11 protein-coding genes are annotated in these 12,332 nt (G+C 58.0%); 9 read left to right on the forward strand and 2 right to left on the reverse strand.

The features are described 5' to 3' along the window. The first annotated feature begins 216 nt into the window (after positions 1 to 216). The 3 genes from GUC32_RS08455 to lpxK are packed head-to-tail and all read left to right on the forward strand — an operon-like array spanning position 217 to position 5,212. Positions 217 to 2,448 carry a ComEC family protein gene (locus GUC32_RS08455; RefSeq protein ID WP_369435775.1) on the forward strand — a complete coding sequence of 744 codons (2,232 nt, stop codon included), beginning with the start codon at positions 217 to 219 and terminating at the stop codon, positions 2,446 to 2,448. Positions 2,449 to 2,483: 35 nt separating this feature from the next. Continuing rightward, positions 2,484 to 4,232, forward strand: coding sequence for a lipid A ABC transporter ATP-binding protein/permease MsbA (gene msbA, locus GUC32_RS08460; protein ID WP_025302279.1), 1,749 nt, complete (start codon positions 2,484 to 2,486; stop codon positions 4,230 to 4,232). Then, entirely contained in the window at positions 4,232 to 5,212 is a 981-nt protein-coding gene (gene lpxK / locus GUC32_RS08465) for a tetraacyldisaccharide 4'-kinase (protein ID WP_060447467.1), read from the forward strand. The genes msbA and lpxK overlap by 1 nt, the downstream gene beginning before the upstream one ends. Before the next feature lie 2 nt (positions 5,213 to 5,214). Here lpxK and GUC32_RS08470 read toward each other — a convergent pair whose 3' ends face one another. Continuing rightward, positions 5,215 to 6,621 carry a VOC family protein gene (locus tag GUC32_RS08470; protein WP_167324981.1) on the reverse strand — a complete coding sequence of 469 codons (1,407 nt, stop codon included), beginning with the start codon at positions 6,619 to 6,621 and terminating at the stop codon, positions 5,215 to 5,217. A gap of 525 nt (positions 6,622 to 7,146) precedes the next feature. Here GUC32_RS08470 and GUC32_RS08475 point away from each other — a divergent pair. From GUC32_RS08475 to GUC32_RS08500, 6 genes are all read left to right on the forward strand, one after another. Then, the gene (locus GUC32_RS08475) at positions 7,147 to 7,356 is read left to right on the forward strand and encodes a cold shock domain-containing protein (RefSeq protein WP_004928244.1); all 210 of its coding nucleotides are present in this window, start codon (positions 7,147 to 7,149) and stop codon (positions 7,354 to 7,356) included. Positions 7,357 to 7,578: 222 nt separating this feature from the next. Continuing rightward, a complete protein-coding gene (locus GUC32_RS08480; protein ID WP_004928241.1) occupies positions 7,579 to 7,800 on the forward strand; it encodes a cold-shock protein in 222 nt (73 codons plus the stop codon). A gap of 113 nt (positions 7,801 to 7,913) precedes the next feature. After that, positions 7,914 to 9,140: a winged helix-turn-helix domain-containing protein gene (locus tag GUC32_RS08485; protein WP_049204253.1), complete on the forward strand. Its 1,227-nt coding sequence runs from the start codon at positions 7,914 to 7,916 to the stop codon at positions 9,138 to 9,140. 296 nt (positions 9,141 to 9,436) lie between these two features. Beyond that, positions 9,437 to 9,619: a Trm112 family protein gene (locus GUC32_RS08490; protein WP_004928237.1), complete on the forward strand. Its 183-nt coding sequence runs from the start codon at positions 9,437 to 9,439 to the stop codon at positions 9,617 to 9,619. Then, the gene (gene kdsB, locus GUC32_RS08495; protein ID WP_043137652.1) at positions 9,616 to 10,365 is read left to right on the forward strand and encodes a 3-deoxy-manno-octulosonate cytidylyltransferase; all 750 of its coding nucleotides are present in this window, start codon (positions 9,616 to 9,618) and stop codon (positions 10,363 to 10,365) included. The genes GUC32_RS08490 and kdsB overlap by 4 nt, the downstream gene beginning before the upstream one ends. Positions 10,366 to 10,514: 149 nt before the next feature. Further along, a complete protein-coding gene (locus tag GUC32_RS08500; RefSeq protein ID WP_025302284.1) occupies positions 10,515 to 11,411 on the forward strand; it encodes a YcbJ family phosphotransferase in 897 nt (298 codons plus the stop codon). 7 nt (positions 11,412 to 11,418) lie between these two features. Here the strand turns inward: GUC32_RS08500 and elyC are convergent, their stop codons facing one another. Further along, positions 11,419 to 12,192 carry an envelope biogenesis factor ElyC gene (gene elyC / locus GUC32_RS08505; protein WP_025302285.1) on the reverse strand — a complete coding sequence of 258 codons (774 nt, stop codon included), beginning with the start codon at positions 12,190 to 12,192 and terminating at the stop codon, positions 11,419 to 11,421. Between the last annotated feature and the right edge of the window lie 140 nt (positions 12,193 to 12,332).

A 12,332-nucleotide genomic window follows, 5' to 3' on the forward strand; every position in this document is an offset into this window, starting at 1 on the left:
AATTGCGCACCGCGCCGCATTTACGATGTGGCTCCTGCATAGATCTCTCTTATCCTGCCATGTTCACCGCATCTTCATTAAAGCCCGCTGGCGGTGACATGTCGGCTGAATGATCCTGCTTGCTTGCCATGACGCGCTTTTGCTCATGGCGGAGCCGATGGGAGAAGAGCGATCAAAATTTCGCTGGATCTGGCGATATTCGCCGTTATCTGCGGCATCCTGCCGCTGCTGGTTTTACCGCAGTTGCCTGAGCAATGGCAGCTGTGGCCGATGCTGCTTGTTGCCGGTTTACTGCTGCGCATCCGTTGGCCGTTTTGCCGTTATTTGGCCTGCCTGGGATTGGGGTTCGCGTGGGCGGTTTTCAACGCCGGAAGCCTGATTGGACAAGTGGAGCGCTTAAGTCGCGGGCCGGATGTGACGGCGGTGGTGCAGGTTAGCAGCATCGCGCTGAAGCCCGCCGCCAGTAAACAGGCGCTGATGCGCATCGAGCGGATAGATGGTCATTGGTTGGTACCTGCATTGACGTTTACCACGCTATGGGCCCCGGAACAGCAGCGCCTGTGCGCCGGGCAGCGTTGGCAATTGAAACTGCGTTTGCGGCCGGTGCATGGCAAACTCAATGAAGGCGGCTTCGACAGCCAACGTTGGGCGATCGCGCAGCGCCAGCCGTTAACTGGCCAAGTCAGGCAGGCTCGTTTGCTGGATGGCGATTGCGGCCTACGCCAGCGTATAATCAGCCATGCGGAAACCAATATCGGCGAGCTGCGTTACAAGGCAGTATTGCTGGCGTTGGCATTTGGGGAGCGAACCGCACTGGAGCAGGCTTTACGCATGCTGATGTTGAAAACCGGCATCGCGCACTTGATGGCAATCTCAGGGTTGCATGTGGCGATGGTCGCCATCTTGTTCTGGGTTACATTGCGTGCGCTGCAGCTTTTTCTTCCTTCTCATCTAATTGGCTATCGCTTTCCGCTGGTCGCGGGCTGGCTGGCGACGCTGATCTATGTCTGGTTGGTAGGCGCCCAGCCGCCGGCGGTGCGCACCGCGTTGGCGATGACGCTTTGGATGCTGCTGCGCTTGCGCGGCGTCCATTGTTCTTCTTGGCAAGTGTGGCTGTGGTGTGTCGGGCTTATTTTACTGTGCGATCCGCTGGCGGTCTTGTCAGACAGTTTCTGGCTGTCGGTACTGGCGGTGGGGTGCCTGATTTTTTGGTTCGAATGGGCACCGCTCGGCGAGCGATTCCGATCGGCCTGGTATTGGGCACCGGTGCGTTGGCTGCATATTCAGCTCGGTATGACGTTGCTGCTGGTGCCGATGCAGGCCGCGCTGTTTCTGGGCCTGACGCTGACCTCGCTGCCGGCCAATTTGTGGGCGGTACCGATTGTCTCATTGGTGACGGTGCCGCTGATTTTGCTGGCGGTGATGTTCGGTTTCTTTCCCTCGTTAAGCTACGGACTATGGTGGCTGGCGGACTTCACGCTGCAGTGGGTATTTGTACCTCTGAATTACCTGCAACGTGGTTGGGTGGATTTGGGGGCGGCTTCGCTGTTGGCCAGCGCGGCGGGATGGCTCATCGTCGTCTGTTGGCGCTTTCATTGGTGGTGGCGTTATGCGTCGGGACTGGCGACGATAGCGATATGCTGCGTGCTGTGGCGGGAAAAAGAACCGACTTACCGCTGGCGAGTCGATATGCTTGATGTCGGGCACGGTTTGGCGGTGGTCATTGAACAAAACGGTAAGGGAGTACTGTATGATACCGGCGATCGTTGGCCGGGTGGCAGTGCCGCCGAGCGGCATATTTTGCCAATGCTGAACTGGCGGGGTATTGAACTGGAACAGATCATTATCAGCCATGACCACCTCGATCATACCGGTGGGGTGCCTGCTGTGCGGCGGGTGTTTCCACAGGCTACGGTGCGCAGCCCGATGCGCGGGGAGGGGCACTTGCCCTGCGTCGCCGGTGAGCGCTGGCGCTGGCAGGCGTTGCAATTCGAGGTGCTGTGGCCGCCGAAAACGCGTAAAAAGCCGGGCAATGACGACTCTTGCGTGATCCGTATCGACGACGGGAAATACAGCCTGTTGCTCACCGGCGATGCGGAAAAAAAAGCGGAGGCGCAGCTGCTCCGGTTACGGCGCGATCGCTTGGCGGCTACGGTGCTGCAGGTGGGGCACCATGGCAGCAGAACCTCCTCCACGCCGCCGTTTCTGCGCGCGATCAATCCTCAGGCGGCATTGGCGTCAGCATCTCGTTACAACAAATGGCGTTTGCCGGCGCGCAAAGTGGTCGCCAGATACCGGGCAAATGGCATTATATGGCGCGATACGACGCGCTCCGGCCAGTTATCGGTACTTTTTTTCGACAATGATTGGCAAATTAAAGGCTTTCGCGAACAATTAATGCCCCGTTGGTACCATCAGCGGTTTGGCGTAGAGGGTGATAATGAGTAAAATAGGCCGCTATTTCTTCCGATGCTGGTATTTGCATGATGAATGATAAAGATCTCTCGACCTGGCAGACATTCCGTCGACTCTGGCCGATGATCACTCCTTTTAAGACCGGGCTGATTGTGGCCGCCATTGCGTTGATTATGAACGCAGCGGGGGACACGCTGATGCTGTCTCTGCTTAAACCGCTATTGGACGATGGGTTTGGAAAAACCGACAGCAGCGTGCTGGTGTGGATGCCGTTGGCCGTCATCGCGCTGATGTTGATGCGCGGCGTAACCAGCTTTGTTTCAAGCTACTGCATTTCCTGGGTTTCCGGCATGGTGGTGATGCAGATGCGTCGCCGCCTGTTTGGCCACATGATGAGAATGCCGGTGGCCTTCTTCGATCAGCAGTCCACCGGGACTTTGCTGTCGCGCATTACCTATGATTCCGAGCAGGTAGCTTCCTCCTCGTCCAGCGCGCTGGTGACCGTGGTGCGTGAAGGGGCTTCGATCATTGGCCTGTTCATCATGATGTTCTACTACAGCTGGCAGCTGTCGGTGATCCTGATCGTGCTGGCGCCGATCGTCTCCATCGCTATTCGCCTGGTCTCCAAGCGTTTCCGCAACATCAGCAAGAACATGCAGAACACGATGGGGCAGGTGACCACCAGCGCCGAACAGATGCTGAAAGGCCATAAAGAAGTGCTGATCTTCGGTGGCCAGCAGGTGGAAACCGAGCGCTTTAACTCTGTCAGCAACCGCATGCGTCAACAGGGCATGAAACTGGTTTCCGCGTCTTCGATTTCCGATCCGATCATTCAGCTGATCGCTTCGCTGGCGCTGGCGTTCGTGCTGTTTGCCGCCAGCTTCCCAAGCGTGATGGCAACCCTGACCGCCGGTACCATTACCGTGGTGTTCTCATCGATGATCGCGCTGATGCGCCCGCTGAAGTCGCTGACCAACGTCAATGCCCAGTTCCAACGCGGGATGGCGGCATGCCAGACGCTGTTCTCCATTTTGGATATGGAACAGGAAAAAGACACCGGCACCCGCGAAGTGAAGCGTGCGAAAGGCGATATCGAATTCCGTAACGTCACTTTCTACTACCCATCTAAGGAAACGCCGGCGCTGCGTGATATCAACCTGAAAATCGCCGAAGGCAAGACCGTCGCCTTGGTGGGCCGTTCCGGTTCGGGTAAATCCACCATCGCCAACCTGTTGACGCGTTTCTACGATATCCAAGAAGGCGAAATCCTGATGGATGGCCACGATTTGCGCGAATATACCCTGGCCTCGCTGCGCAATCAGGTAGCGCTGGTCTCGCAAAACGTGCACCTGTTCAACGACACCATCGCCAACAACATTGCCTATGCACGCGAGAGTGAATACAGCCGCGAGCAGATTGAGAAAGCGGCCGAAATGGCGTACGCAATGGACTTCATCAACAAGATGGAGAACGGCCTGGATACGGTGATCGGTGAGAACGGCGTAATGCTGTCCGGCGGCCAACGTCAGCGTATCGCCATCGCGCGTGCGTTGCTGCGCGACTGCCCGATCCTGATCCTGGATGAGGCGACCTCTGCGCTGGATACCGAGTCCGAGCGGGCCATTCAGGCTGCGCTGGACGAGTTGCAGAAAGACCGTACTTCATTAGTGATCGCGCACCGCCTGTCGACGATTGAGAAGGCGGATGAGATCCTGGTGGTGGAAGATGGTCGCATCGTCGAACGCGGCGAACACACCGAGTTGCTTGAGCGGCAGGGCGCTTATGCGCAGCTGCACCGTATGCAGTTTGGTCAATAATGATTGAGCGCATCTGGTCCGGCGGTTCGTTGCTTTATCTGGCGCTATTGCCGCTCTCGTGGCTGTATGGTCTGCTCAGTTGGCTGATCCGCCTCAGTTACCGCTGCGGCCTGCGTAAAAGTTGGCGTTCGCCGGTGCCGGTGGTGGTGGTGGGTAATCTCACCGCCGGCGGCAACGGCAAAACGCCGATGGTGATCTGGCTGGTGGAACACCTGCAGCAGCGGGGCTACCGCGTTGGGGTGGTGTCGCGCGGCTACGGCGGCAAGTCGGCGGTCTATCCTCTGGTGCTGGGTCAGAATACATCGACCCGCGAGGCGGGGGATGAGCCGGTGCTGATTTATCAGCGTACCGGGGCGCCCGTGGCGATCGCGCCCAAGCGCGCCGAGGCGGTGCAGGCTCTGCTGCAACAACAGCCGCTGGATGTGATCATCACCGACGACGGCTTGCAGCACTATGCTTTACAGCGTGACTTCGAGCTGGTGGTCATCGACGGTGTGCGTCGGTTCGGTAACGGCTGGTGGTTACCAGCCGGACCGATGCGTGAGCGTGCTGCGCGGCTTGGCAGCGTCGATGCGCGTGTCGCCAATGGCGGCGTGGCGCAGGCCGGAGAAATTGCTATGCGTCTGCAGGCGCGTGACGCAGTGAACCTGCTGAGCGGTGAACGTCGTCCGGCGGCCGAGCTGCCGCGCGTGGTGGCGATGGCGGGTATCGGCCATCCGCCGCGTTTCTTCGCGACGTTGGAAAAGCTGAACGTCGAGGTGGTGCAGGAAGTGGCGTTTGCCGATCATCAGGAATATCAGCAGGCGCAGCTGGCGGCGTTGGTTAATGCAGAGCAAACGCTGCTGATGACGGAGAAGGACGCGGTGAAATGCCGCGCCTTTGCCCAGCCTAATTGGTGGTATTTACCGGTTGATGCGGTGCTACCTTCCGCTCAGGCTGAGCAACTGCTGCAGGATATCGAGTCTCTACTGGCTAAGTAACCTCAGGACGCCAGCGTGACAAGCCCCAGGGCTTGCGCGCAGGCTTCCAGCGAACGCTGCTGGGTTTGCTGATACAGCGCCAGCTCGTCGATCACCTCACTGCCCAACGCGTGTTCAAACGCTGCCCGGCTTGACGCCGCATTGTACTGTGTATGGCGGCTGTCCCCCAGATTCGATTGGAAAATCCCCGCCGCGCTGACCGGCAGAAAATCTTCATACACCAGTGGCTGGAAGCGAACGTGTTCTTTCTCGATCAGTTGCTCCAGGGTGCTGTGCTTATCCAGTGATTCTTTGGCCGCCAGGCCGCACTCGGTCGGGAAATAGCGGAACCAGGCCAGCTGTTGCTCGCGCAGCGTGGCGTAATCATCCGGAAACGCCCGGAAGTTTTCTTCCAGCAACTGATAATAGCGTTCGGCATTTTTCTCGCTCGGCGGCGCCTGCAGCGCATCGTTGGTGGCCTGCAGAAGACGATCGTAAAGTTCGCGTCCTTTCGTCGTCAGCGCCACACCACGCTGTTCGATCTCGCCGAACCGCGCTGTGTGGTGACCGGCGATAGCGTGGCCGTCGCGCTCAACGAAATCGACGCGTTCTTCTAACGCCTTGAAGCTGGTCTGGCGCAGCAGGATCGCGCGACGGCGGCGCGGCGGGCCCTCGATGACCGCTTTGGGCGTAATACCGCGGGCGGGCATCGCCTGTTGAACGCGATCGATATCCAGCGTGCGCGGTGTCAGATGATTGATATGCGGCCCTTTAAACGCCACCACGTCGGCGATCAGTCGATGCTGATCGTGTAGCTGCCGGTATTCTTCTGCGCTGACCGTCGCCTGGTTGTGCCAGCGGAAGGTTTCCAGCGCTTGTTCGACAAATTCTTGCGCCTGCACCTCATTCAGCCCGCCTTGCGCTTCCTGCAGCGCGATCAGTTCCAACGCGCGATCGGTAAAGATACGGCGGCGCGCCAGCAAGCGCTCAGCCAGCTCACGCAGCGCGGGGTCTTCTATCAGCTCCAGGCGAAGCAAGGAGGTAAATACGCGGAACGGACTGACCTGCAGCGCGTCTTCGTGTACGGCGCGAAAGGCGGTCGAGTGCACGGGAACGCCCGCCACAGACAGATCATAGTAACCGACCGGCGCCATGCCCATCACCCGGAACAGACGGCGCAGGGTGGCCAGTTCGCCAGCAGTGCCGACCCGGATCGCGCCGTGGCGCTCCATCGCGAGGCGTTCGATCTCGCCGGTGATTTGCAGTTGATGAGCCAGTGCGGCATCTTCGCGCAGAACCTGTCGGTTGGTTTCCGCCACCAGCTCCAGCAGATCGCCGTACAGCGGTACCTCCTTTTGGTACATGTCCGACATCGCGTGAGAGAATCTGGCGCGGATTTCATTAGGTGAAACGAACTGCTGGGCGGTCATGCGCATAGCTCCTTGATTCAGCATAATCTGAAAAATCGTGTTTTTAGCGGCAAAAGTGCTGGCGAAAAAGCCGTCTGCCTTGTTTTCCCCTCAAGTTTAGCCATCTGATTTGGGATTTGTTATAGACGTGGCAAGCATATTAGAGTTTTATGCGTTAGCTCTCATTTGTAGCGCACGGACGGGCAAACGATGCCCCGGTGAGGAGAAGAACGCGGTGGATCGGCCGCGGCGAGCGTTAAATTAAGTCATGTATATTCATGGGGATAAAAATAAATTCGGCGTATTTATGAATTAAAGGCAATAAACCTCTTGTGCATTCGTCATTTTTATGAGTAAATGCAAGTCGGCCTGTAATCCAGACCTATTTATGTTCGAGTTTAGAGTTAAGCAGTTCCTCCAAAAACGTTATCATCCGATTCCGCTTCAAAGACGAACCTTCTAAGTACCTCCCATAAGTAATGTTTCTGACATGGCCACAATTGCCTCTTATGGCAGGTTTTGTAAATATATTTAAAGGTAAAAGTAATGTCTAAGAAGACGGGTCAAGTTAAGTGGTTCAACGAAAGCAAAGGTTTTGGTTTCATTGAGCAGCACGACGGCGGCAAAGATGTATTCGTACACTTCTCCGCTATTATGACCGACGGTTTCAAGACCCTGGCTGAAGGCCAGCGTGTCGAGTACACCATCCAGGACAGCCCGCGCGGGCCGGCTGCCGCTAACGTAGTTGCTCTGTAAGAAGACAGGGAACGCGTATAAGAGATCTTAATACAACCATGGTGATGCCTCAGCGCTGAATCATGCGGAAGATATTAAGTTCAACAAGCCCGCCTTCGTGCGGGTTTTTTAATTTTTTGCTCACGAGAGGTTTGTTACGAAAAACTTTAGGATGGGCTGGTAGCGTCCAGACAATATAAAAAATGACGTTGTCAAGGATGCTCAAGTAAAAGGATATAAGTTATGTTTAAAAATACTGTGTTAAAAATGGGCCGTGTGAAATGGTTTAATCAGGCCGAAGGCTATGGTTTTATTTCACCGGTAGATGGCAGCGACGAAATCTATGTCAATCGCAACGCTATCGCCAACACCAAAAATAAGTCGTTGAACGAAGGTCAGAACGTTGAGTTCTCGATCTATCGCAGCTCGCATGGGCTGTCCGCGGCAGACGTTATCGCGTTCTGATCGCACCCACCTTCCTCGCCAGTGCCGGTGTCGCCACCCGCAAGCACTGGCGAAGATAAATCCCGCGATATCCACTATTATCAGGCCATTGCCTACTCGCCACGGATATCAGGATGACCATCCCGACCCTTTCCCTTACCGCCGCTCGCGCGCTGCACCTTGCCGCCCAGGGGCTGCTTTCTCCGCTTAAACGCCAGGCTCGGCCCGATGACGTCTTGAGTGCGATCCAGCGCATGGGGTTGTTACAAATCGATACCATTAGCGTCGTTGCTCGCAGCCCGTATCTGGTGCTGTTCAGCCGTTTGGGAGCCTATCAGCCGGAGTGGCTTGAGCAGGCGCTCGCCGGCCGCAAGCTGTTCGAGTATTGGGCGCACGAGGCCTGTTTCCTGCCGATCGAAGATTTTGGCCTGCTGCGCCACCGCATGCTGGCGCCGCATGATATGGGCTGGAAATACTCCGCCGCCTGGGTGCAGCAGCACCAGGCCGCGATGGACAACCTGCTGCGGCACATCGAACAACAGGGGCCGGTGCGCTCCGCCGATTTCAGCGCCGAGAAGAAGGGCAACAGCGGGTGGTGGGACTGGAAACCGGAGAAACGTCATCTGGAAATTCTTTTTACCGCCGGCAAGCTGATGGTGGCCGAACGTCGCAACTTCCACCGGGTTTACGATCTGACCGAAAGGCTGCTGCCGGCCTGGGACGATGCGCGCCATACGCTGCCTGTGGAGCAGGCGCGCCGGCAGATGCTGTGCCGCACCTGCCGCTATCTGGGCATTTTCCGCGCCGAGTGGTTGGCGGACTACTATCGGCTGAAGCGCGTGGCGCCAAAAGCCTTGCTGGCAGCGCTGCAGGAACAGGGCGAGATTACGCCGGTGCAGGTAGAGGGGCTGGAAGGACAATTCTATGTGCATGAATCACTGGCGGAATTGCTGCCGCTGGCGGAGCAGGGCAAACTCAAATCGACGGTCACCAGCCTGCTTTCGCCTTTTGATCCGGTGGTGTGGGATCGCCGTCGGGCGCTCGAGCTGTTCAACTTTGACTATCGGCTAGAGTGTTACACGCCGAAAGAAAAACGTCGCTATGGCTACTTCACCTTGCCGGTGCTGCATCGTGGCGAGCTGGTGGGGCGGATTGACGCCAAGGCGCACCGTCGCCAGGGCATCTTCGAGATCATCAGCTTCCATGCGGAGCCGCAGGTGCGCTTCGGCAAACAGAGAACGCAAGATATCCGACAGGCCATCGCGCGCACGGCCAAATGGCACGGTGCACAACGCGTCGCGCTGGGCGACATTCCGGCGGTGTTGGCCGCTGAATGGGGTGCCGGCTGGGAAGTGGGATAACGAGCGACGCCGTCGGTGGGGTAAAACGAAGTTAAGCGTCGCTCGTTACAAAGGGGCTCAGTGGCTGAAGTTAGCGAACAGAGCGATGATTTTATGCAGACGTTTGATCACGTATGACTACCTTTTTGTGATTTGTATCACAAAATTCTACGCCGGGATGCGCCGCAGTTCAAGCTGTTGCGCCGGCGCGGTGAGGAAATATCGGCGGGTTGGTGCCGCCGATGATTAACCTGAGGCCGGGCGTTATGCTATCCTCACTGCCTTTCCCAGATGACCAATCCCCTTGCGGAGGATGCATGGACCACCGTTTACTCGAAATCGTTGCCTGCCCGGTATGCAACGGCAAACTCTATTTCAATAAAGAAAACCAGGAGCTGGTGTGCAAAGCGGACGGGTTGGCTTACCCGCTGCGCGACGGCATCCCGGTGCTGTTGGAAAATGAAGCGCGTGCGCTGTCGCTGGACGAGAAGCACGCATGAGTTTTATCGCTATTATTCCCGCCCGCTACGCCTCAACCCGTTTGCCGGGCAAACCGCTGGCCGATATTCACGGTAAGCCGATGGTGGTGCACGTGATGGAGCGTGCCCGTGAGTCCGGCGCCAGCCGCGTCATCGTGGCGACCGATCACCTTGAGGTCGCCAAAGCGGTGGAAGCCGCCGGCGGCGAAGTGTGCATGACCAGCCCGGATCACCATTCCGGCACCGAGCGTCTGGCGGAAGTGATCGCGCACTACGGCTTTGCCGACGACCAGATCATCGTTAACGTGCAGGGCGACGAACCGCTGATCCCACCGGTGATCGTGCGTCAGGTCGCAGAGAATCTGGCGGGCAGCCAGGCCGGCATGGCGACGTTGGCAGTGCCGATCGAGAGCGCGGAAGAGGCTTTCAACCCCAACGCGGTGAAGGTCGTAATGGACGCACAGGGCTACGCACTCTATTTCTCACGCGCCACCATTCCGTGGGATCGTGAACGTTTCGCTGCGTCGAAAGAGATCATCGGCGACAGCCTGCTGCGTCACATCGGCATCTATGCGTACCGTGCCGGTTTCGTGCGCCGCTACGTCAGCTGGGCGCCGAGCCAACTGGAACAGATCGAGCTGTTGGAACAGCTGCGCGTGCTGTGGTACGGTGAAAAAATCCACGTGGCGGTCGCGAAAGCGATCCCGAGCGTGGGGGTCGATACGCCGGAAGATCTCCAGCGCGTGCGCGACAGCATTCAACCCTGAGCCTGATTTCGTCGGCGCGGCGCGCAACGCGCCGACGATGTAATACCTCCCATATTGATCCCCGTTTTGTTGATCTGCGTTGAAGAATTTTTCCGCTCACCGTTCGATGATGTTACGCATCCCCCATATTAGCCTGAGGTGAATGCCTTATGGAGCAGTTACGCGCAGAACTGAGCATTGTGCTGGGTGAGTCCATCAGCCGGCTGGAGCGGGTGAGCGAGCAGCCTTATGCGCATATGTATTCGCTGTACGATCGGCAGGGCAACGCCATCCCGCTGATGGCGAAAAGTTTTATCTGTCAGGGTATTGCCCAACAGGAGGCGTATAAGTTGTCGATGTTGGCGCGCGACGGGGATATTCGCCTGCCGACGGTGTACGGCGTAGTGTGCACCCACCAGGCGCCGTATACGGAAATCCTGCTGATCGAACGCCTGCGCGGCGTGTCGGCCGAAGCGCCAACGCGTTCGCCGGATCGCTGGAACATGTTGATGGAGCAGATCGTCGACGGGGTATTGGCCTGGCACCGCATCGACAGTCACGGCAGCGTCGGCAGCGTTGACAGCACGCAGGAGAACGACTGGTTTTGTTGGTATCAACAGCGGGTTGAAGTGCTGTGGGCGACGGTGGTCAATCTCACTACCCCGCAGCTGACCATGGCGGATCGGCGTTTGCTGTATCGCACGCGCGAAGCGCTGACTCATTTCTTCGTCGGCTTCGACGATCCCTGCGTCCTGGTGCACGGCAACCTGTCGCTGCGCAGTATGCTGAAAGATCCCAAAAGCGATCAACTGCTGGCGATGCTCAATCCCGGTGTGGTGCTGTGGGCGCCGCGCGAATACGATCTTTTCCGCCTTTGCGAGCCGGGCATGCCCAGCCAACTGCTGTTCAGCTATCTGCAGCGGGCGCCGGTCGCCGACGCTTTCCTTGCGCGGCGCTGGCTATACGTGGTGTGGGAAGCGGTAGGGCGTTTGATCCATACCGGCAAGCTGGAGCGGCGGCCGTTCGACTATGCGTCGCAACAGCTGCTGCCCTGGCTGGCCGGTTGAACGGGTTTTACTCGGCGCCGGCGCTATCCGCGCCTTTCAGCCACTGCCACAGGCTGCCCAGCGTTTCATACCAGGCACGTTCGGTATGGCCGAGGAACATCGACGACGGTGTGGCGCGATCCCAGATATTCAGCGGCGAGTCGATCGCCAACTGGTTGGCCGGTGCTGGGATCGGGTGCAGGCCTTTAGCCTTGAAGAAACGCATGGCACGCGGCAGATGGTTGGCGGAGGTCACCAGAATGAACGGTTGCTCGCCGACCAACTTGGCGACCTGAGCGGCTTCTTCCTCGGTATCGCGCGGTTCCCTCAAAATCACCATATCGCTGCGCGGCACGCCCAGGCTTTCGGCTACCAGCGCCGCCGTGGCGGCGTTGCTTTGCATGCGTCCGGCGGACGCGCCGGTAAACACCATCCTGGCGCCGGGATGCGCAAGGTAGAGCCGCACGCCTTCCGTCACGCGCGGCAGACTGTTGCCGAGCAGGTTCGAGCTAGGTGCCCAGTCGGGATTGTAGGTATAGCCCCCGCCCAACACCACGATGTAGCTGACCGGATCGTTGCCGCGATAAGTCTGGTATTCGGCTTCGATCGGCCGCAGCAGTCGGTCGGCCACCGGTTGCAGGCTGAAAAGCAGTAAAAACAGCCAGCTCAGCGTGAAAATCGTCTTACCGCTTTTTTGCCAACGGGTGAACCACAGCAGTAACAGCGCCAGCCCCATCAGCAGCATCAACAGCGGTAGCGGCATCAGCAGGGCGCCAAAGAACTTTTTCAGGTTGAACAGCATCGAAAATCAGATCCTTTTGGGTGAAAAAGCGGCATCCAGGCATAAACAGGCCGCAAGAAGATACATTCTAAGCCAGTCTGTGCCAAAATAGCAGGTTTGAATGGGCGTGCGCTTTGCCGCCGCAAGAATGAGATCAGCGG

Origin of the sequence: Serratia sp. NGAS9 (assembly GCF_009905295.1) — a bacterium.
Taxonomy (GTDB): Bacteria; Pseudomonadota; Gammaproteobacteria; order Enterobacterales; family Enterobacteriaceae; genus Serratia; species Serratia bockelmannii.